We start from the raw sequence: 21,007 nt of genomic DNA, 5'->3' as shown, positions 1-21,007 counted from the left end.
AGGAGCGAATCGCTCCTTTTTTATTATGGATTAGCCTTGAATCAATCCTGTTAACTCATCTACATAATGTTGCATAGGGTGGGCTTGACGGTCTGCACGGCTTTCAATATTGAGGCGTAGCAAAGGCTCCGTGTTTGAAGCACGGACGTTAAAGCGCCATGCGCCAAAGTCCAAACTTACACCATCAGTACGGTCAATTTGCGGTTGCTGTTCTGCGTAGTAATCAAAAATCTTTTGAATAGTGGTCTGTGTATCAGCTACTTTAAAGTTGATTTCACCACTACAAGGGAATTTGGTAATCATATTTTCAACGAGGGTTGAAAGCGATTGTCCAGTTTCAGAGAGTAGGGCAATCGTGAGTAACCACGGAATCATGCCGCTGTCACAGTAAGCAAAGTCACGGAAGTAGTGATGAGCACTCATTTCGCCGCCATATACTGCATTGTGTTCACGCATTACATCTTTAATAAAGGCATGACCAGACTTTGACTGTACGGCAATGCCGTTGTATTCATCGACTATATCAAAGGTGTTCCACACTAAACGTGGGTCATGAACAATTTTTTCGCCAGGTTGTTTAATTAAGAACGCTTGAGCCAATAGGCCAACAATATAGTAGCCCTCAATGAACTGACCCTTTTCATCAAACAAGAAGCAGCGGTCAAAGTCGCCGTCCCAAGCAATACCCATATCTGCTTGATGTTCAAGTACAGCATTTCGGGTACTGTCACGGTTTTCAATTAAAATTGGGTTGGGAATACCATTTGGGAAAGTACCATCTGCTTCATGGTGAATTTTAATAAATTCAACTGGTACGTTAAGCGCTTTGAATTTTTCTTCAATGGCATCAATAACGTGACCAGCCGCACCATTACCCGCGTTTACCACTAACTTTAACGGGCGAATTTTTGCTGGGTCAATATAAGTGGCTAAATGTTCGACAAATTCAGGCAAGATGTTATAACTTTGAGTAGTGCCTTTTTGACTAACTTCTTCAAATTGATTCGTTTCTGCTAAAGCCTGAATTTCTTTTAAACCCGTATCTGCACTAATTGGACGAGCATTTTCTCGTACCAGTTTCATACCGTTATAGTCCATTGGATTGTGGCTAGCGGTAACTTCAATACCACCTTGTACATCTAAATGAAAAGCGGTGAAGTAAACTTCTTCAGTTCCTGTCATGCCTAAGTCAAGCACATTCACACCAGCATCATTTAGGCCGCGAATGGTCGCTTGTTTTAAAGACTCACTGCTTAGACGAATATCACAACCTACAACTACAGTCTTTGGTTTATAGATTTGTCCGTAAGCGCGGCCAATTTTGTAGGCGATTTCTTCATTCAATTCGGTGCCGAGTTTACCTCGGATATCATAGGCTTTAAAACACGTTAAAGTAGTCATTATTCAGTTCAATACAAATGATTTGAGTTTTGAGCATTATTATACATTTATCAATTAATGGTTATGTTTATAGTTTTTATATTCAAGTTCTACGCTTCATTTCTGTAGTTTATATTTAAGTTTATAAGAAAGTATTTTTACGACTTTAGTCTAATAAATAAATTTATGAATTAGAAATAGCTTGATTTTACTTGGCACTATTGGTCATACCAATTTTAGTGATTATTTAATGCTTGAACTTGCCAATGCTCGTGTTTATGATGAGCTCTGTGGTTTAAGGAATAACATTTGCACGTAAATTTTAATTGGTCATACCAATTGTGTTAAATGTTTAAAATTTTAAGGTACAAAAAATCGCCCCAGCATTTCAAGGAGATGACAATGCTCAATATGTGGCAACAACTTTATGACCCTTTAAATAATATTTGGCTGTCCAGTGCAGTTGCATTAATCCCGATTATTTTCTTCTTTTTAGCCTTGGCGGTTTTTCGTTTAAAAGGCAGTATTGCGGGTACGGGCACAGTCATTATTGCATTGTTGATCGCTCTCTTTTTCTATCAAATGCCGGGTCAAATGGCCTTTGCATCCCTTATTTATGGTTTCTTCTACGGTCTATGGCCAATTTCATGGATTATTATTGGGGCAGTCTTTCTATATAAAATTTCGGTAAAAACAGGCCAGTTTGAGGTGATTCGCTCAAGCATTTTGTCAATTACCGAAGACCAGCGTCTACAAATGTTACTAGTTGGCTTTGCTTTTGGTACGTTCCTTGAAGGGGCTGCCGGTTTTGGTGCCCCTGTCGCAATTACCGCTGCACTGCTCGTTGGTTTAGGTTTTAAACCACTTTACGCTGCTGGCTTATGTTTGATTGTGAATACTGCGCCAGTTGCATTTGGTGCGATGGGTATTCCAATTATTGTGGCGGGGCAGGTTTCTGGTGTAGATACCATGGAAATTAGCCAGATGGTTGGACGTCAGTTGCCGTTTTTAACGCTGATTGTGCTGTTCTGGATCATGGCAATTATGGATGGCTGGCGTGGTGTTAAGGAAACTTGGCCTGCGGTGTTGGTGGGCGGTGGCGCTTTTGCGATTGCACAATATCTAACATCTAACTTTATTGGTCCTGAATTACCGGATATTACGGCGGCAATTGCGTCATTGGTCAGTCTGACTGTGTTGTTCCGTTTTTGGAAACCAAAACATATTTTCCGTTTTGAACCTGAAGCTGGTCAAACGCTAACTCAGCAACCTACAACAATTCAGCGTTATAGCATTGGGAAAATTGCTAAGGCGTGGTCTCCATTTGCTATCTTAACAGTGATGGTAACCATCTGGAGTGTTAAGCCGTTTAAAGCGTTATTTGCAAAAGATGGTGCACTGGAACATTTAATTTTTAAACTTGAGGTGCCGTATTTGCATAAATTGGTCGAAAAAATGCCACCGATTGTGTCAGAGATGAAACCATATGAAGCGATTTATAAGTTTGACTGGTTCTCTGCTACAGGTACTGCAATTTTTATTGCTGCAATTATCACCGCTATTTTCTTGAAAATGAAAGCGAGTGAGGCAGTAACGACCTTTGGTGAAACACTAAATGAGTTAAAAACACCGATTTATTCAATTGGTATGGTGTTGGCTTTTGCTTTTATTGCGAACTATTCAGGTTTATCTGCAACTTTAGCTTTGGCTCTATCGCATACGGGTCATGCTTTTACGTTCTTCTCGCCATTTTTAGGTTGGCTTGGTGTGTTCCTTACGGGTTCAGATACATCTTCGAATGCTTTGTTCTCCGCATTACAAGCAACTACTGCTCAGCAGATTGGTATTCCGGAAGTATTGCTTGTAGCAGCGAATACCAGTGGTGGTGTGACAGGTAAGATGATTTCTCCACAGTCGATTGCAATTGCTTGCGCAGCAGTAGGCTTGGTTGGAAAAGAATCTGACTTGTTCCGTTTCACGGTAAAACATAGCATCATATTCACTGTCTTTGTTGGCATCATTATTACGGTTCAGGCTTATCTGGTTCCGTGGATGATTCCATAACTCCAGTGAAGGAAAAGCGATGAGAATCTCCGATCAAGTGGTCATGAAATTGCAGGCATTAATTGAAGAGCGTCACATGAGAAAAGGTGACCGTTTGCCTGCCGAGCGCCAGCTTGCAACTAGCTTAGGGGTTTCTCGTCCTTCTTTGCGTGAAGCGATTCAACAGCTCAATAGTCAAGGTGTGCTTATTAGCCGCCGTGGAGATGGGACTTATATTCAACAGTTACCTGAACAGTGGCCACAGCAACTCATTGTGAACCCGATTAGCAACCTGATTGAAGAAGATCCGTTATATCGTTTTGATGTACAAGAAGCGCGGCTATTACTCGAGGGGGGTACGGCATGGTATGCCGCTTTACGTTCAACACCTGAAGATCGTGCCAAAATTCATCATTATTTTAATGAAATTAGTCGCCACCAAAATGCGGGTGACTCAGCACAGGCTGCGGTGGCAGATGCAGAATTCCACTTGGCGATTGCAGAAGCATCGCACAATGTGGTGCTGATTCAAATGATGCGTAGCCTGTTTGATTTACTGCAATACAACGTCTTGTTGGGACGTAAAAAAGTTTATAACGATCCAATAAATAGTGACTTGCTGAGTGAACAGCATTTTCAGGTCATGGATGCGATCGATCGTAAAGATCCCGAGGCCGCACGCCAAGCTGTCTGCGGTCATATTGAATTTGTGATTAATCATGTGCGTTCTCTGAATGAAGACGAAGCTCGTCAGAAACGTGCAAACCGTTTAAATAGAGTTGATTCAAAATGATTATTTCTTCTGGCAATGATTATCGTGCTGCGGCACAGCGTCGCTTACCCCCGTTTTTATTTCATTACATTGATGGTGGAGCGTATTCGGAACATACCTTAAAGCGTAACGTACAAGATTTGTCAGAAATTGCATTGCGTCAACGTGTGCTCAATGACATGTCAGCGTTAAGTTTAGAGACAAAACTGTTTAATGAAACTTTATCGATGCCGGTTGCGTTGGCTCCTGTCGGTTTAACAGGCATGTATGCGCGCCGTGGTGAAGTTCAAGCCGCGATGGCAGCCGATAAAAAGGGTATTCCATTTACGCTTTCAACGGTTTCGGTCTGTCCGATTGAAGAAGTTGCACCTGCAATTAGTCGTCCAATGTGGTTCCAGCTTTATGTATTACGCGACCGTGGTTTTATGCGTAATGCTTTGGAGCGTGCCAAAGCGGCAGGCTGTTCAACACTGGTGTTTACTGTAGATATGCCTGTGCCAGGTGCACGTTACCGTGATGCACATTCGGGTATGAGTGGGCCAAATGCTGCGATGCGTCGTTATATGCAGTCCATGTTCCATCCACACTGGTCGTGGAATGTGGGTTTAATGGGTCGTCCGCACGACTTAGGTAATATCTCTAAATATTTAGGTAAACCAACTGGACTTGAAGATTATATCGGTTGGTTGGGTTCGAACTTTGACCCATCGATTTCATGGAAAGACCTTGAATGGATCCGTGAGTTTTGGGATGGTCCAATGGTAATTAAGGGCATTTTAGACCCTGAAGATGCCAAAGATGCTGTGCGTTTTGGTGCTGATGGGATTGTGGTGTCGAACCATGGTGGTCGTCAGTTAGATGGCGTGATGTCATCTGCTCGTGCATTGCCTGCAATTGCTGATGCAGTTAAAGGTGATTTGGCTATTTTGGCTGACTCGGGCATTCGTAATGGTTTAGATGTGGTGCGTATGTTGGCACTTGGTGCTGATACGGTTTTACTGGGTCGCGCATTTGTGTATGCCTTGGCAGCAGCAGGTGGGCAAGGTGTGTCGAACTTGCTTGATTTGATTGATAAGGAAATGCGTGTTGCGATGACGCTCACGGGTGCTAAGTCGATTTCGGATATTAATGCGGATTGTTTAGTACAGGCGATTAAACAAGGTTTTTAAGAAATAACTTTTTAAGTGAAGCAGTAAGCACAGCCTTAAAATTTGGTGATTTGCTAATGTTTTGCGTATAGGCATTTGTCACTTTTGAAAGGTCAAAAGTAACCAAAAACCTTTTGTTGAGCAAACCGTACTTCCTTGTACAGTTGCTCAACAGGCGGCATCCATGCCGCCAACCGAGATAGTAAATATAGGGCTGATTCGAATTAGAGAATGAGCTAATTAAATTATAAATTACAAACGGTGAGACCCCGTCGTATTGGTCTAATTTGATAAATGGATGACCAAAAGGAAACCATCATGCAAACATTTTCTCCTCAAGCAGTGATTGAACGTTTACAGAATATTGTAGGGCGCTCTCATGTTTTGACCGATGATCAAAGTACACGCCAGTACCGCCAAGGTCGTCGTTTTGGTGAGGGAAAAGTACTTGCTGTGGTGGTGCCGGGAACACTGCTAGAGCAATGGCAGGTGTTACAAGCTGCAATTGATGCAGATTGTATTGTGATTATGCAGGCGGCAAATACAGGACTCACTGGTGGTTCAACCCCGTATGGGGATGATTATGACCGTCCTGTTTTGGTTATGAGTACGCGCCGATTAAAGGGTATTCAAGTCATCCATGATGGTAAGCAAGTGATTTGTTTACCGGGTGCAACCTTAGATAATTTAGAGCAAATTTTAAAAGGTTATGACCGTGAACCGCATTCGGTGATTGGCTCATCATGTATTGGCGCATCAGTACTAGGCGGTGTGTGTAACAACTCTGGCGGTGCCTTGGTACGCCGTGGTCCTGCTTATACTGAACTGGCGTTGTATGCTCAGGTGAATGCTGCTGGTCAATTAGAACTGGTGAATCATTTGGGTGTGAATTTAGGCTCAACACCCGAAGAAATTTTGACTCGATTAGAGAAACAGCAATATCAAGCCGTAGATATTTTAGATGATGGTGAAAAGCAGGCCTCGGACCATCGCTATGCCCACGATGTGACTCAAGTCGATGAAGATTCGCCAGCTCGTTTTAATGCTGACCCGTCACGTTTGTTTGAAGCATCTGGTTCAGCAGGTAAAGTCTGTGTTTTTGCTGTACGCCTTGATACGTATGAAAAAGTAGAGAGCAATGTCTTTTATATTGGCAGTAATGATGCCGATGATTTAACAGCCATTCGCCGTTATTTACTCACTTCTTTGCCAAGTCTACCAATCGCAGGCGAATATATTCACCGCGATGCTTACTTGATTGGTGAAAAGTATGGAAAAGATACTTTTTTGTTTATTGAAAAGTTCGGAACAGCCAATGTTCCAAAAGCTTTTGCCATGAAAGATAAAGTCGATGGCTTTTTAGAAAGATTTAAAATTAAAGGCTTAACTGATCATATTTTACAGGCGATTACGTTCTTTTTACCGAGCCACTTGCCAAAGCGTATGACGGAATATCGAGATCGTTATGAGCACCATTTAGTGCTGCGTGTTGAAAATAATTCAAAAACACAGACCGAGCAGTTTTTAAAAGAATATTTTGCAGTGCATCAGTCAGGTAGCTATTTCGTATGTAGTGAAGAGGAAGGTCGAAAGGCTTTTTTACATCGTTTTGCGATTGCAGGAGCGGCAATTCGTTATCGTGACACGCACCGTAGTGAAGTTGAAGATATTGTTGCGCTGGATATTGCTTTGCGTCGTAATGATCGTGAGTGGGTAGAGCAACTGCCAGCCGAGATGGAAAAGAATATTATCCATAAACTCTATTACGGGCATTTCTTTTGCCATGTTTTCCATCAGGACTATATTCTTAAAAAGAGCAATGACCCTTTAGAAATGGAACATCAAATGTGGAAGTTACTCGATGCGCGCCGTGCTGAATATCCGGCAGAGCATAACGTTGGGCATCTCTACATTGCTAAACCTGCTTTAGCGAACTTTTACCAAAAACTGGACCCAACCAATAGCTTTAATGTGGGTATTGGGCACACCTCAAAGCTTAAGTATTGGGGCAAAGCTAAATCTTAAGTTAGAGATATAAAAAAAAGGCGCCGAAGCGCCTTTTCTTTTAAAGCTGTTTTATGCTGCTTCTGTTGATTTAGCAAGCACTTCAGCAACTGCTTTAGCAACAGTGTAAACATTGTTCATGTTTAAACCTGCTACACAAATACGGCCACTACGTACTAAGTAGATTGCATATTCTTCACGCAAGATATCAACTTGCTCAGCAGTTAGACCTGTGTAACTGAACATACCTTTTTGGTTTACAAGGTAGCTAAAGTCGCGGTCTGGTAATGCTTTAGTGAGTTCATCTTTTAAGATGCTACGCATTTTAATAATACGTTCACGCATCTCTTTCACTTCACCTTGCCATTGTTGGTTAAGTTCAGCGTCATTTAACACTTCATCAACTAACCAAGCACCTGTTGTAGGAGGGCTAGAGTAAATACGGCGTACAGTCGCTTTTAACTGACCGAATGTGCACTGAGCAGCTTCTGCATCGTCACATACGAAAGTTAAGCCGCCAACACGCTCGCCATATAAAGAGAAGATTTTAGAGAATGAGTTGCTCACAATGAAGTTTAGACCCGCTTGGTCTAAAGCACGGATTGCATACGCATCTTCTTCCATACCATCGCCAAAACCTTGGTAAGCGATGTCTAGGAAAGGAATAAGGTTACGATCTTTTAATACCGCAATCACTTGATCCCATTGCGCTGGGTTTAAGTCAGCACCAGTTGGGTTGTGGCAGCATGGGTGCAATAAAACAATGCTTTGCTCAGGCAAAGTTTTAAGTGTAGACAACATACCGTCAAAATCTACACCACGAGTTTCGTTATCGAAATATGGGTAGAAATGAGTCTTGATGCCAGCGCCATTGAAAATCGCAACGTGGTTATCCCAAGTTGGTTGGCTTACCCAAACGTCTGAATTTGGGAAATAAGTTTTTAAGAAGTCAGCACCCACTTTCAATGCACCTGAACCACCAAGAGTTTGGATGGTTACAGCACGGCCAGCTTTAACTGCTGGGCTGTTTGCACCAAATAAAAGTGCTTGAATTGCTTCACGGTAAGGTTTGAAGCCTTCCATTGGCAAATAAAGTTTGGTTTTACCATTCTTAGGCTCAATACGCTTTTGCGCCTCAATAATGGTCTCTAACTGAGGAACAATACTGTCTTCGTTATAGTAAAGACCAATACTCAAGTTTACTTTTTCAGAACGAGTATCAGCATTGAACTGTTCCATTAAAGAGAGAATTGGGTCGCCTGCGTATGGGGGGATATGTTGAAACATCAAAAAAGTCCTTTCATTCAACAATATGCATAGAGTTAAGTTTTTTCTGTCTCGAAAAATACATTACATCTATGTCGATGCTCAATAATGTACCAATAAAGCTACTGTGAAGCACCAGATAATTTCACTAATATCGATATTTTCCAGAAGAAACGATAAAAAAGATTTAAAAGAAATTACGGTAAATAGATACTAATTTATAACTCATGATTTCATTCAAACAGATTGTCTACAATCTTACTGTCATACAAGGATTGTAGACTAAAGTTTGAAACAAAAGTTTAGCGCCCAAAAAACACTTGAGAAAGAACCATAAAACTATAGACAAATTGATATTAACTCTTTGTTTTATAAATACTAATAGATAGGCGGCGTAATAGTCTAAATATAAGGTGAAATAAGAGGTTAATCTATAAAAATTGACCTAGTGCGTTCTCTAAAGTGTCAACAATCACCTTGATTTTTTTCATTCATACCGCTATAAAAGCCATAATTGATTAAAAATTGTCGACAATATGCAAGATTTGACCTTCGCACCAGAGCCTCTACAAAGTCAGGGTAGAACACTGACCGAGAATGTATTTAAACAAATACAGACGGCTATTGTTTTGGGTCAAATTCCGGCAGGTAGCAAAATATCTGAACCTGAACTGGCACGGACTTATGGCATTAGCCGTGGACCTTTGCGTGAGGCGATTCATCGCCTTGAAGGCCAAAAATTAGTTGAGCGCACTGCACATGTGGGTGCGCGCGTGGTTTCGCTATCGCTGCAACAGTTTAAAGAGCTTTACCAGATTCGTGCTTCTTTAGAGGGGTTGGCTTGCAAACTTGCTGCACAGCATATTGATAAAAAGCAAATCTTAGCGCTGCGTGATGTATTGCGTATGCATGCTGAAGATGAAAACTTTAAAGCAGGTAAAGGATATTACTTGCAAGAAGGGCAGGACGATTTTCACTACTGCATTATCAAAAGTAGTGGCAATAAAACCTTAGAAAAAATGCTGTGTGATGAGCTTTATCACCTCATCCGCATGTACCGAATTCAGTTTTCAAACACACCCGATCGTCCGAGCAAAGCTTGGGACGAACATATCCGTATTTTAGATGCAATTGCAGAAGGCGATGGTGAACTTGCCGAGCTGCTCATGCATCGACATATCAATGCTTCTTACAAAATTATTGAGCAAACACTGCTACAAGCACAAGGAGAATATAACAATGGCTAAACAATCCGCAGGTCAGCTATTTCGCGATGCCGTAGCCCAAGAAAAGCCATTACAAGTGGTTGGAACCATTAACGCCAATCATGCACTTTTGGCAAAACGTGCAGGTTATAAAGCGATTTACTTATCAGGTGGTGGTGTAGCCGCTGGTTCTTTAGGCTTACCTGATTTGGGAATCAGTAACCTTGATGATGTGTTGACCGATGTACGCCGTATTACCGATGTATGTGATCTTCCATTATTGGTCGATGCTGACACAGGTTTTGGTGCTTCTGCATTTAACATTGCGCGTACCACAAAAGCACTCATCAAGTTCGGTGCTGCGGCAATGCACATCGAAGACCAAGTGGGCGCAAAACGTTGTGGTCACCGTCCGAACAAAGCCATTGTGACTCAAGAAGAAATGGTTGACCGTATTAAAGCTGCGGTTGATGCACGTGGTGATGACAGCTTCGTAATTATGGCGCGTACAGATGCCTTGGCTGTAGACGGTTTGCAAGCTGCAATTGACCGTGCGGGTGCTTACATTGAAGCGGGTGCAGACATGTTGTTCCCTGAAGCAATTACTGAGCTTGATATGTACAAGCAATTTGCTCAGAAGACAGGCGCTCCGATTTTGGCAAACATTACCGAGTTCGGTTCTACACCACTGTTTACCACTGAAGAGTTAGCATCTGCCGATGTAAGCCTTGCGCTTTATCCGCTTTCTGCTTTCCGTGCCATGAACAAAGCTGCCGAAACTGTGTATGAAACTTTGCGTAAAGAAGGCACGCAAAAGAACGTGGTTGATATTATGCAAACGCGTAAAGAGTTATATGAACGCATTAACTACTATGCATTTGAAGACTACTTAGACAACGCATTTGCTAAAAAGAAATAAGAAGTAAAACACGGTACATATGCCGTGTTTCCCAAATAATTTAAATAGATAGGAAAGGACAATCTTATGAGCTCAAATGAAACAATAACAGGCTTCAAACCAAAAAAATCAGTTGCACTTAGCGGACAAGTTGCAGGCAACACAGCACTTTGTACCGTAGGACGTAGTGGTAACGACTTGCACTATCGTGGCTATGACATTCTTGACCTTGCGGTCGGCAGCCAATTTGAAGAAGTTGCTCACTTGCTCGTACATGGCAAACTACCAAACAAAGCTGAACTCAAAGCGTATAAAGCAAAATTAAAAGCACTTCGTGGCTTACCAGCAGCACTTAAAACTGCACTTGAGCAATTACCACCGTCTGCACACCCAATGGATGTAATGCGTACTGGTGTTTCAGTTTTAGGTTGTTTAACTCCAGAGCACGAAGACCACAACGAAGCTGGCGCAAAAGACATTGCCGACAAATTAATGGCAAGCCTAGGTTCAATGCTGCTTTATTGGTACCACTTCAGCAATAACGGTCGTCGCATTGAAGTTGAAACGGATGACGACTCAATTGCAGCGCATTTCTTGCATTTACTTCATGGTGAAAAACCATCTGAAGAGTGGATTGAAGCAATGCATACATCACTCATTTTGTATGCTGAGCACGAATTCAACGCATCTACATTTACGTCACGTGTAGTTGCAGGTACAGGTTCTGACATGTACTCGGCAATTACAGGCGGTATTGGTGCGCTTCGTGGACCTAAACATGGTGGTGCAAACGAAGTTGCATTTGTGATTCAACAACGTTACGACAATGCAGATGAAGCAGAAGCAGACATCCGTAGCCGAGTTGAGAAGAAAGAAGTTGTGATCGGTTTTGGTCACCCTGTCTATACAATCTCTGATCCACGTAACGAAGTCATCAAAAAAGTGGCACATGACTTGGCACAAGCACAAGAGAACACCAAAATGTACCTCATCGCTGAGCGCTTAGAAGCAGTGATGAAAGATGCGAAAAACATGTTCCCGAACCTCGACTGGTTCAGTGCTGTGAGCTATCACTTAATGGGCGTTCCAACTGCAATGTTTACACCATTATTCGTGATTGCACGTACAGCAGGTTGGTCAGCGCACGTGATTGAACAACGCCAAGACGGCAAGATCATTCGTCCAAGCGCGAACTATACAGGCCCTGAAAACCTCAAATTTAAACCATTGGCGGAGCGTGGTTAATGAACACAAAATACCGTAAACCGCTGGCAGGAACCCAGCTTGAATATTACGACGTGCGTCAAGCCGTTGAAGATATTCAGCCAGGCGCATACGAAAAACTGCCTTACACGTCTAAAGTACTCGCAGAGCAATTGGTACGCCGTGCCGATGCTGAGAACTTAACTGCTTATTTAAAACAGTTAATTGAAGGCCGTCAGGACTTGGACTTTCCTTGGTATCCAGCGCGCGTCGTGTGTCACGACATCTTGGGTCAAACTGCTTTGGTTGACCTTGCAGGCTTACGTGATGCGATTGCTGACAAAGGCGGCGACCCATCTAAAGTCAATCCAGTCGTACCAACACAGCTCATTGTCGACCACTCTTTAGCAGTGGAATTCGGTGGTGCAGACCCAGACGCTTTTGAAAAAAACCGTGCTGTTGAAGACCGTCGTAACGAAGACCGTTTCCACTTTATTGAGTGGACTAAAACAGCATTTAAAAATGTCGATGTAATCCCTGCGGGGAACGGCATCATGCACCAGATTAACCTAGAGAAAATGTCTCCGGTGATTCAGGCGCGTGATGGCGTGGCATATCCAGATACTTGCGTAGGTACAGATTCACACACTCCACATACAGACGCTTTGGGCGTAATTTCTGTGGGTGTAGGTGGTTTAGAAGCTGAAAACGTAATGTTGGGCCGTGCATCTTGGATGCGTCTGCCAGACATTATTGGTGTTGAGTTTGTAGGTCAGCGTCAGGCAGGCATTACTGCAACAGATATCGTACTTGCTCTAACTGAATTCTTGCGTAAAGAGCGAGTGGTTGGTGCATACCTTGAGTTCTTTGGTGAAGGTGCTGACAGCATGTCTGTGGGCGACCGTGCAACCATTTCGAATATGACACCAGAATATGGCGCTACGGCTGCAATGTTCTACATCGACCAGAACACGATTGACTACTTACGCCTAACAGGTCGTGAAGATGCTCAAGTGGCATTGGTTGAACAGTACGCAAAAGAAATCGGCCTTTGGGCAACTGACATGACCAAAGCAGAGTACCCACGTGTACTACGTTTTGATCTATCAAAAGTAACACGTAACATTGCTGGGCCATCAAACCCACATGCGCGTGTTTCAACTGCGGACCTAAAAGAAAAAGGTATTGCGGGTGTTGTTGAAAACCGTTCTGATGGCTTAATGCCTGATGGCGCAATCATTATTGCGGCAATTACTTCATGTACAAATACTTCTAACCCACGTAACACCGTGGCGGCAGGTTTGTTGGCACGTAAGGCAAATGAGCTAGGTTTAGTTCGTAAACCTTGGGTGAAATCATCATTTGCACCGGGTTCAAAAGCGGCTGCACTTTACCTCGAAGAAGCGGGTGTTCTAAAAGACTTAGAGCAACTTGGTTTTGGTATTGTGGCTTACGCTTGTACGACATGTAACGGTATGTCGGGCGCGTTAGATCCAGTCATCCAACAAGAAATTATTGACCGTGACTTGTACGCAACAGCAGTACTGTCTGGTAACCGTAACTTCGATGGTCGTATCCATCCATACGCAAAACAAGCGTTCTTGGCATCTCCACCGCTTGTTGTGGCGTATGCAATTGCGGGTACGATTCGTTTTGACATCGAAAAAGATGCTTTGGGTCACGATAAAGACGGTAACCCGATTTACCTGAAAGATATCTGGCCATCTGACGCTGAAATTGATGCATTAGTAAAAGAAGCTGTGAAGCCTGAACAGTTCCGTAAAGTCTATATTCCAATGTTTGACTTAGGTGTAACCGTAGAAGCTGAAAGTCCGCTTTATGACTGGCGTCCACAAAGTACTTACATCCGCCGTCCGCCATATTGGGAAGGGGCGTTGGCTGCACCACGTACTTTAGCGAACATGCGTCCGCTTGCCATTTTGGGTGACAACATCACCACCGACCACTTGTCGCCTTCGAATGCGATTTTGATGGACTCGGCTGCGGGTGAATATCTTCATAAAATGGGTCTACCCGAAGAAGACTTCAACTCATATGCAACGCACCGTGGTGACCATTTGACTGCACAGCGTGCAACATTTGCGAACCCGAAACTCTATAACGAAATGGTAGTTCGTTCAGACGGCACCATTAAGCAAGGTTCAAAAGCGCGTGTAGAGCCAGAAGGCGAAGTGATGCGTATGTGGGAAGCAATTGAAACCTACATGAACCGTAAGCAGCCATTAATTATTGTTGCGGGTGCTGACTACGGTCAGGGTTCGAGCCGTGACTGGGCTGCGAAAGGTGTACGCCTTGCGGGTGTTGAAGCGATTGTGGCAGAAGGTTTTGAACGTATTCACCGTACTAACTTGGTGGGTATGGGCGTGTTACCACTTGAGTTTAAAGCGGGTGTAAACCGCAAGACTTTAAAGCTAGATGGTACAGAGCTTTATAGCGTGATTGGTAATATTGCACCGCGTTCGACTTTAACTTTAGTGATTGAACGTGCCACAGCAGATGGTAAAGAAGAGATTGTTGAAGTGCCTGTGACTTGCCGTTTAGATACCGAAGAAGAAGTTTCTGTATATGAAGCGGGTGGTGTATTACAACGCTTTGCGCAAGACTTTTTAGAAGGCCAAGTGGCTTAATATTGAGTTAAAAATAATTGATATAGTTTTAGAAGCCCTGCTTTAGAGTGGGGTTTTTATTTGTTTATACGTAGATAATTAATTATAAAAAATGACTGCATATATTATATTTTTTTAAAATTATTTTGTTTTTGTCATAAAATTCTCTTTAACTTACATTAAGATACGCGGCGCTTACACTTAAATATAAATCACAATAGATTTCTTGGAAAATATCAATGCGTAACTTATTAATTATTTCAATATGCTCTCTTATATTAACTGCTTGTGGGACGATGCCTTATGTAAGTACAGAATATCCTCTGCGTGCAGGCTTAATTCAGCCTGTGAAGGTCGTTGGCAAGACTGATGTGACCAATGCTCAAACTTCAGATGAACGAGTGATTGTATATTCTTATATGGGTACAAAACTGGACTCTAGCATTAAGTCTATTACAGAAACGATGGTACAACAGACTCAAAAGGAACTATTGAAAAATGGTCAACCTGTTGATGGTAATGGGTCGAAATCGATTGCGATTAAAGTAAATTCATTACGTAGTACCTACACCAATCTGCTTTTCTGGCGCAGTAAAATTAAATTCGAAGTGACTTTAGGAAATGGACAAACTATTCCATTTACCGTTCCTCATACGAGTGGTGTGTTAGTACAAGATTTAAATGGATGTATTGCAGAAGGGGTAATGACTTTACTCAATGATGCACGTGTAAGAAGCTATTTAGCAGAAAAATAAGAATATAAAAAAAGCCCGACATCCTGTCGGGCTTTTTCGTATTTGGTTGCTAGATATGACTCCTGTCGTATCTCACGCTCCTAGTGCATGAACCTATTATTGTAGTTTTATGTTCCGGAACATCCTGTTCCTGTATGAACCCATCATAGGAAAAAAGCGGGAAGTCGCCAATCCGCAAAAACCCTAAAAGTTTGTAGGTTAAAACGTACAAAATGAAATTGAGGAAGTGCCTGTATCTAAACGGACGGTGTATACAGCGTTTTACACAAGGCTTTTTAGAAGGCTAAGTGGCTTAAATTTTGAATAAATTCATAATTTAAAATATTAATTATTGGGTATTTGTTTTTAAAGCATTAAATAATATTTCATGTCGATGATAATAATGTATAAGTAGAGGAATTCCGCTTAGTAAATGAAAATCATCAGAATAAGATAACTGTTTTTCTAATATTAATTCTTGCTGTATAGATGATTTATTTATAGGATATTCTAATATATTATTTACTAAAAAATTAGTTTTTATAATGGTATCTGAAATAACTTTTTTTAGAGTATGTGGGCAATCCATATTAGTAATATCTATGTGAATTGAAGAGACATAATTTTTATAGTTAGATAGCTGATTTATTGGTAGTGGGCAGGTTTTTTCAAAAAATAACTCTTCAGCTTTAATAAGCTTATAGCAATGTCTAAAAACCTCTACCATAGGATAATTTATAAATAATTTACCTATAGTTTGTTCATCATTAAATACTTCACACATAGCTTTAATTTTATCTTGAGAAAAATTAGTGGCATGTGGATCATAATCAAAAATTAGATATATTTCAGAAATATCATGTTTTGACAAAATATCAATTTCTTCATTTTCTGGACGATTGGCGAGTTTCTTTAAAATTGGGAATAAATCAAATTCAATCCCCTCTTGTAAATATTTTTTAACTTCTTTAAATAAGCCATAAATTGTTGTTCCATAAACTATACTATTCCCAGAAGGCAATATGTCAAAACCACAAAATTCATTAAGACTTCGGATTTGACTAGTTACAGAACGTTCTTTTTTACCTTCAACTAAATATAAAATTACACCATTACTCATTCAAAGCTTCCTGAGCGATACATTTTTTCAATGTTGTGAGCTAAGCGAATATCTTTGTTAGTGCTATTATGAAGTGAGGTAATTTCATTTTCAGAAATTCTAAAACCACAGTCTGGTCTGATCAAATCATTATCTAAAAGACTGGTATTATGTGTAGTTAGAACAACTTGACAGTCAATCTCTTTTAGCCTTTTTACAATTTGACGAGAAAGTTTGAAATGATAAGATGAGTCGAATTCATCGATAAATAGAAAAGATATTTTACCATTTTTAATTTCCTGCCACCAAAAGTAAAAAAGTGCGAGGCTTTTTGTCCCAGTTGAGCCTATGTGACTAATAGGAATAATTTTATCCTTGAATTTGAAACCTATAGTTGGTTCGCTATTACTATTTGCTTCTGCTAGTTCACATTTAATATCACATTCGTTTAGGAAAAACTCAAAATCTTTGAGATTTCCTTTTTTTAAAATATCTCGATAAATATTGTCGGAACCATTTTTATAACCAACATAACTAAGAGAGTCAAAAAGAGTTCGAAAAAGTAGCATGCTATTCACAAATGCCATGAACTGAGAAAAAACTCTATTTGGTGGAGATCTTTTATCAAGATTACTATTATTGTAAATATATTTTAAAGCTGAAATTTTATTGTCTTTGTCTAAATTTTTATTTAAAGTTTCTGTGCCTTTTAATGAGCAAGTAAAAGGAGAACCTATCTTTCGACTAATATACTCAATATCATCTATTTTTAGTACTTCAGAAATAAGCTCAGCTTCACTATTCTTTTTGTAAGAATAATGAACTTTTGACTTCTCAAACAAAAAATCATATTCAAATGTCGCGTATTCAAGGTCTGAATCTTGATTTAGGTAATTATTTGTTGGTAATGAATGACTATTATTATCTGTAATATGAGCTACTATGTCATACATTGCCCATGCAAGATTTGTTTTACCTGTTCCATTTTTTCCATAGATTAGAGCAGTCTTGATATGTTGATTTTTAACACATTCTATGTTGAACTCATAATTTGCAGCTTTAAAATCAAAGACAATTTGATTCTCAAATTTTCTGAAATTATGAACAGTAAACTTGGTAAGCATTTTGTTGCCATCCATTAATTTATGGAAACTAGTAGTGGTACTTTACCATCACTTTGCCGTAAAAAAAATACGGATAGTATAAGCTGTTCAAATCCCTAAAAGTTTGTAAGATAAATCGTACAAATAACATTTTTTGCATTTATGCCATCATCATCGGGCGAAATGGACAATTGACAATCACTCTAACTGGGTTATATTCCTGTTTAATATCTATACGATTATAGGAACGCAATCATGGTAACAGCTGGCGAAAAACCCGGAACAGGCTTCTATTTCTGCGCTCAATGTGGCCAGAGAGTGTTTTTAGAAATTAATACAGATCGTTTACCGCCGTGCACTAAATGCTATTGCACTGAGTTTAAACGTTAAGAATAAAATAATATTTGCGTTCGCATTTAACAAAAAGCCCTGTCACCCGATGGGGCTTTTTGTTAGTTTAAAATAAGACTTACATAACAAGACCCGTGATGGGCATGAAAAGGAAACCTTTATGGAAACTATATTGGGTTTATGTATTGGTGTGGGCCTGAGCGCTGCCTGCGGTTTTCGCGTGTTTGTGCCGCTATTGGTCATGAGCATTGCAACCATGATGGGATGGTTTGAGCCATCAAAAGGTTTTGAGTGGTTAGCTATGCCGTCGGTTTGCTTGGCTTTAGCTGTGGCAACAGTCTGTGAAGTTGCGGCCTACTATATTCCATGGGTCGATAATGCCTTAGACACTGTTGCGACCCCTGCGGCTATGATTGCGGGTACGCTAGCGACTATGGCAGTGAGTAGTGGGGAAATGTCTCAGTTTGCGAGCTGGGCAGCAGCCATTATTGTGGGCGGTGGTACGGCAGGTGTGGTGCAAATGAGTACAGTCGCTGCACGCGGTGTTTCAACTGCAACCACAGGTGGCTTGGGGAATTTTGTAGTCGCTACAGGGGAGTGGATTGGGGCAATCTTACTTTCTGTTTCAGCTTTGCTAGTTCCCGCGCTTGTTGCAGTTGTGGTGGTTATTGCTGTTATTTTGGCAATCCGTTGGATACGTCATAAAAAGCAAGAACAGGTGCATAGCCCGCTATAGGTTAGCTTCCTCATAATTTTTAAATGACAATAAAAAAGGCCCAACATCCTGTTGGGCTTTTTCGTATTTGGTTGCTAGATATGACTCCTGTCGTATCTCACGCTCCTAGTGCATGAACCTATTATTGTAGTTTTATGTTCCGGAACATCCTGTTCCTGTATGAACCCATCATAGGAAAAAAGCGGGAAGTCGCCAATCCGCAAAATCCCTAAAAGTTTGTAGGTTAAAGCGTACATTGAAACATGGTGTGAGGCATTTTGTAGTTACAACGGGAGGCGAATAGAGGGGGCTTACTTTTATACCTAATCATTTAAGATGTTGAGAAGAATAAGAGTTGCCATTGATAACAATATGTTATGTTTAAGTTTGGTTGTAAAAAGAACAATTTTATCGGGAGTAATAAATAAATGACCGTTATGTTGGTAAAACCTCATTTAAGATTTAAAGAGAGCTATAACAACTATATTAATGAATTAGCAGATGAAGATCGTCATCCTTTGACAACGGAGTTTGACCATACAAATTTTGATTCGTTTTTGAATAAACTAAGAGATTATGAAAAAGGGGAATCCCTAGAAGAAGGGCATGTTCCCAACATTACATATTGGTTAGTAGAAGGTAATGAAATTATTGGCGCGTCTAACTTGCGACTTAAACTCAATGAACAAATTGAATATTGTGGTGGGCATATTGGTTTAGGTATTCGTCCCTCTAAACGTGGACAAAATTTTGGCTCGAAATTGTTAGAGCTTACAATTCAGGAGGCATGGAAGCTAGGCCTAACGGAGTTACATATACATTGTTATAAATCTAATTTAGCTTCTGCAAAAACCATTCAGGCAAATAATGGTCGTCTTCATTCCGAAATTACTCTCAACCAAGTAGTTCAAAGATATGTTGTGAATAAAACAATATAAGAATTTTCTTTTAGAGCATTTTTAAACAGCAATAAAAAAAGCCCGACATCCTGTCGAGCTTTTTCGTATTTGGTTGCTAGATATGACTCCTGTCGTATCTCACGCTCCTAGTGCATGAACCTATTATTGTAGTTTTGTGTTCCGGAACATCCTGTTCCTGTATGAACTCATCATAGGAAAAAAGCGGGAAGTCGCCAATCCGCAAAATCCCTAAAAGCTTGTAGGTTAAAACGTACAAAACAATATGAACGTATGATTATTCTTATATAAAAGGATTTTCACTTTCCCAAGGCTTGCTGCTAAAAATGATCTGGCCACTTTCAACACAGAGGATCCACGTATAGAAGTACTCTTCTCCTAACCCTCGACATTCAAAATTTGCATTTGGAAATAGGGCGGTAATTTTTTCTATGAGTTCTAGGCAATAAACGGAATCAATACGAAGACCTGCATGACCATTAGTAAAGGCTTCTACTAAATCACCATAAACATCTTCGTGGATTGAATCCTCCGTTAATATTTCTAGAATTTTTTGCTTTTCGGTAGATAAATCAATCGTGTCAAAATCTGTATAACGGACCTGTAGTTCTGTATAAAAACTCATTTTTATTAGCTCTATGATATTAATGATAAAAAATACTACTTATTAAACATGACTTTATCGTTAAAAACGAGCTGAGTATAGAAATATCTAAACTATAAGAGTTCAAATTTCTTAAAAAAATTCTTCTTTAGGCCTCTGTGCCACAACAGACTTTAATCTTTTGCGCTGATTTAAAGTAAGAAACCATTGCAACACAGAGATAAAGGAGCTAAGCCAAATGCTTAGCCCATACTACTTTTGTCACACCGCTGCATGACGCTGAAAAAAGTAGGGGCAAAGTCCTGTGGGAGAACAGGACTTTGCAAACTGACATGTTCTAGGCGTTGCATGAGCTTAGGGGAGTAAGCTTGTTCAAGTCGCTGGTAAATACAGTCGCAACTGGTCTTGGTGTGTCCACCTGACAGGCAAATTTTTTCAAACTCCTGCTGGGTGTGTAGGTTGCAACCCGAAATATCCAAACTACCTAGAATGAAACTTAAAGCCAAAATAGGTTTATAAATTGTCATATTATTCTCATAATGATTTACATCTATGAGTAGAATGAAAATATAATTAGTTTTAAGGATTAAAATAATTTTTAGGTAATAATTAATCCTCCCATAAATACAGAAAAATAAAATAATTTAAGTTTTAAAATAAAAAATACTTTATAAATTAAAAAAATTAGGCAATGGAAAACCCAAATTTTAAATAAATAAAATGATTAAATTGGATAGGGAATAAATTTGATAAGTATCATGGTCAACTCCTTAAAAAATGGAGTCCTACCACCAGATCACCGTCAATTGATTATGGTGGTAGAACGAATGGGGGTTGACAGACTGGGATCCATGGAACCAGCACGCACGGGGCGTCCCCCATCCGTCCTACCGCAAAGAAAGGGGACGCAAGGGTCTAACGACTTATAGATTGTACTA

At 40.4% G+C, this 21,007-nt stretch carries 18 protein-coding genes; 12 read left to right on the top strand and 6 right to left on the bottom strand.

The window, feature by feature from the left end:
• Positions 1-30: 30 nt before the first annotated feature.
• The gene (locus F936_RS16935; RefSeq protein ID WP_005049191.1) at positions 31-1,401 is read right to left on the bottom strand and encodes a phosphohexomutase domain-containing protein; all 1,371 of its coding nucleotides are present in this window, start codon (positions 1,399-1,401) and stop codon (positions 31-33) included.
• Between the two features lie 375 nt (positions 1,402-1,776).
• On the opposite strand from F936_RS16935, the gene lldP reads away from it, so the two are divergent.
• The 4 genes from lldP (at position 1,777) to dld (ending at position 7,368) form a co-directional block, all read left to right on the top strand.
• Positions 1,777-3,444, top strand: a complete 1,668-nt coding sequence (gene lldP, locus F936_RS16930; RefSeq protein ID WP_171061277.1) for an L-lactate permease — start codon at positions 1,777-1,779, stop codon at positions 3,442-3,444.
• A 19-nt stretch (positions 3,445-3,463) separates the two neighbouring features.
• On the top strand, positions 3,464-4,216 hold the full coding sequence (lldR, locus tag F936_RS16925) for a transcriptional regulator LldR (protein ID WP_005049187.1): 753 nt from the start codon (positions 3,464-3,466) through the stop codon (positions 4,214-4,216).
• A complete protein-coding gene (lldD, locus tag F936_RS16920) occupies positions 4,213-5,364 on the top strand; it encodes an FMN-dependent L-lactate dehydrogenase LldD (RefSeq protein ID WP_005049186.1) in 1,152 nt (383 codons plus the stop codon). Before lldR ends, lldD begins: the two co-directional genes overlap by 4 nt.
• Before the next feature lie 297 nt (positions 5,365-5,661).
• On the top strand, positions 5,662-7,368 hold the full coding sequence (gene dld / locus F936_RS16915) for a D-lactate dehydrogenase (protein WP_005049184.1): 1,707 nt from the start codon (positions 5,662-5,664) through the stop codon (positions 7,366-7,368).
• A gap of 51 nt (positions 7,369-7,419) precedes the next feature.
• On the opposite strand, the gene F936_RS16910 is transcribed toward dld, so the two are convergent.
• Positions 7,420-8,634, bottom strand: a complete 1,215-nt coding sequence (locus F936_RS16910) for an amino acid aminotransferase (protein ID WP_003655711.1) — start codon at positions 8,632-8,634, stop codon at positions 7,420-7,422.
• A 515-nt stretch (positions 8,635-9,149) separates the two neighbouring features.
• Between F936_RS16910 and F936_RS16905 the strand changes: the two genes are divergently transcribed.
• The 5 genes from F936_RS16905 to F936_RS16885 all read left to right on the top strand — a co-directional run bounded on the left by F936_RS16905 (position 9,150) and on the right by F936_RS16885 (position 15,301).
• Positions 9,150-9,860, top strand: a complete 711-nt coding sequence (locus F936_RS16905; protein ID WP_005037608.1) for a GntR family transcriptional regulator — start codon at positions 9,150-9,152, stop codon at positions 9,858-9,860.
• Positions 9,853-10,737 carry a methylisocitrate lyase gene (prpB, locus tag F936_RS16900; RefSeq protein WP_004706036.1) on the top strand — a complete coding sequence of 295 codons (885 nt, stop codon included), beginning with the start codon at positions 9,853-9,855 and terminating at the stop codon, positions 10,735-10,737. Before F936_RS16905 ends, prpB begins: the two co-directional genes overlap by 8 nt.
• A gap of 66 nt (positions 10,738-10,803) precedes the next feature.
• Positions 10,804-11,961, top strand: coding sequence for a bifunctional 2-methylcitrate synthase/citrate synthase (prpC, locus tag F936_RS16895; RefSeq protein WP_005049181.1), 1,158 nt, complete (start codon positions 10,804-10,806; stop codon positions 11,959-11,961).
• Positions 11,961-14,567: a Fe/S-dependent 2-methylisocitrate dehydratase AcnD gene (acnD, locus tag F936_RS16890; protein ID WP_005049178.1), complete on the top strand. Its 2,607-nt coding sequence runs from the start codon at positions 11,961-11,963 to the stop codon at positions 14,565-14,567. Before prpC ends, acnD begins: the two co-directional genes overlap by 1 nt.
• 218 nt (positions 14,568-14,785) lie before the next feature.
• Complete coding sequence (locus tag F936_RS16885; RefSeq protein WP_005049177.1) at positions 14,786-15,301, top strand: hypothetical protein; 516 nt, start codon at positions 14,786-14,788, stop codon at positions 15,299-15,301.
• Positions 15,302-15,629: 328 nt separating this feature from the next.
• Here F936_RS16885 and F936_RS16880 read toward each other — a convergent pair whose 3' ends face one another.
• Entirely contained in the window at positions 15,630-16,400 is a 771-nt protein-coding gene (locus F936_RS16880; protein WP_005049175.1) for a hypothetical protein, read from the bottom strand.
• The gene (locus tag F936_RS16875; protein ID WP_005049172.1) at positions 16,397-17,503 is read right to left on the bottom strand and encodes an AAA family ATPase; all 1,107 of its coding nucleotides are present in this window, start codon (positions 17,501-17,503) and stop codon (positions 16,397-16,399) included. The genes F936_RS16880 and F936_RS16875 overlap by 4 nt, the downstream gene beginning before the upstream one ends.
• A 234-nt stretch (positions 17,504-17,737) precedes the next feature.
• Here F936_RS16875 and F936_RS19435 point away from each other — a divergent pair, with 234 nt between their 5' ends.
• From F936_RS19435 to F936_RS16865, 3 genes are all read left to right on the top strand, one after another.
• Positions 17,738-17,872 carry a zinc ribbon-containing protein gene (locus F936_RS19435; protein ID WP_004640417.1) on the top strand — a complete coding sequence of 45 codons (135 nt, stop codon included), beginning with the start codon at positions 17,738-17,740 and terminating at the stop codon, positions 17,870-17,872.
• Positions 17,873-17,993: 121 nt separating this feature from the next.
• Complete coding sequence (locus tag F936_RS16870) at positions 17,994-18,569, top strand: DUF4126 domain-containing protein (RefSeq protein ID WP_005049170.1); 576 nt, start codon at positions 17,994-17,996, stop codon at positions 18,567-18,569.
• A gap of 407 nt (positions 18,570-18,976) precedes the next feature.
• Positions 18,977-19,486 (top strand): GNAT family N-acetyltransferase, encoded by a 510-nt coding sequence (locus F936_RS16865; protein ID WP_005049167.1) that lies wholly within the window; start codon positions 18,977-18,979, stop codon positions 19,484-19,486.
• A gap of 262 nt (positions 19,487-19,748) precedes the next feature.
• Here F936_RS16865 and F936_RS16860 read toward each other — a convergent pair whose 3' ends face one another.
• Both F936_RS16860 and F936_RS16855 read right to left on the bottom strand, forming a co-directional pair.
• Entirely contained in the window at positions 19,749-20,090 is a 342-nt protein-coding gene (locus F936_RS16860; RefSeq protein ID WP_005049165.1) for a hypothetical protein, read from the bottom strand.
• A gap of 221 nt (positions 20,091-20,311) precedes the next feature.
• On the bottom strand, positions 20,312-20,596 hold the full coding sequence (locus F936_RS16855) for a hypothetical protein (protein ID WP_005049162.1): 285 nt from the start codon (positions 20,594-20,596) through the stop codon (positions 20,312-20,314).
• Positions 20,597-21,007: the final 411 nt, after the last annotated feature.

It is taken from the genome of Acinetobacter calcoaceticus DSM 30006 = CIP 81.8, assembly GCF_000368965.1.
Classification (GTDB): Bacteria; Pseudomonadota; Gammaproteobacteria; order Pseudomonadales; family Moraxellaceae; genus Acinetobacter; species Acinetobacter calcoaceticus.
This window is presented reverse-complemented; position numbering and strand designations above follow the sequence as displayed.

Bases quoted from the DNA above. Each gene is read 5' to 3' on its own strand.
- F936_RS16855 (WP_005049162.1), bottom strand. From the start codon at position 20,596: ATGACAATTTATAAACCTATTTTGGCTTTAAGTTTCATTCTAGGTAGT.
- prpB (WP_004706036.1), top strand. From the start codon at position 9,853: ATGGCTAAACAATCCGCAGGTCAGCTATTTCGCGATGCCGTAGCCCAA.
- lldP (WP_171061277.1), top strand. From the start codon at position 1,777: ATGACAATGCTCAATATGTGGCAACAACTTTATGACCCTTTAAATAAT.
- F936_RS16875 (WP_005049172.1), bottom strand. From the start codon at position 17,503: ATGCTTACCAAGTTTACTGTTCATAATTTCAGAAAATTTGAGAATCAA.
- lldD (WP_005049186.1), top strand. From the start codon at position 4,213: ATGATTATTTCTTCTGGCAATGATTATCGTGCTGCGGCACAGCGTCGC.
- F936_RS16870 (WP_005049170.1), top strand. From the start codon at position 17,994: ATGGAAACTATATTGGGTTTATGTATTGGTGTGGGCCTGAGCGCTGCC.
- F936_RS19435 (WP_004640417.1), top strand. From the start codon at position 17,738: ATGGTAACAGCTGGCGAAAAACCCGGAACAGGCTTCTATTTCTGCGCT.
- F936_RS16905 (WP_005037608.1), top strand. From the start codon at position 9,150: ATGCAAGATTTGACCTTCGCACCAGAGCCTCTACAAAGTCAGGGTAGA.
- F936_RS16885 (WP_005049177.1), top strand. From the start codon at position 14,786: ATGCGTAACTTATTAATTATTTCAATATGCTCTCTTATATTAACTGCT.
- F936_RS16880 (WP_005049175.1), bottom strand. From the start codon at position 16,400: ATGAGTAATGGTGTAATTTTATATTTAGTTGAAGGTAAAAAAGAACGT.
- F936_RS16935 (WP_005049191.1), bottom strand. From the start codon at position 1,401: ATGACTACTTTAACGTGTTTTAAAGCCTATGATATCCGAGGTAAACTC.
- F936_RS16860 (WP_005049165.1), bottom strand. From the start codon at position 20,090: ATGAGTTTTTATACAGAACTACAGGTCCGTTATACAGATTTTGACACG.
- lldR (WP_005049187.1), top strand. From the start codon at position 3,464: ATGAGAATCTCCGATCAAGTGGTCATGAAATTGCAGGCATTAATTGAA.
- F936_RS16865 (WP_005049167.1), top strand. From the start codon at position 18,977: ATGACCGTTATGTTGGTAAAACCTCATTTAAGATTTAAAGAGAGCTAT.
- acnD (WP_005049178.1), top strand. From the start codon at position 11,961: ATGAACACAAAATACCGTAAACCGCTGGCAGGAACCCAGCTTGAATAT.
- F936_RS16910 (WP_003655711.1), bottom strand. From the start codon at position 8,634: ATGTTTCAACATATCCCCCCATACGCAGGCGACCCAATTCTCTCTTTA.
- prpC (WP_005049181.1), top strand. From the start codon at position 10,804: ATGAGCTCAAATGAAACAATAACAGGCTTCAAACCAAAAAAATCAGTT.
- dld (WP_005049184.1), top strand. From the start codon at position 5,662: ATGCAAACATTTTCTCCTCAAGCAGTGATTGAACGTTTACAGAATATT.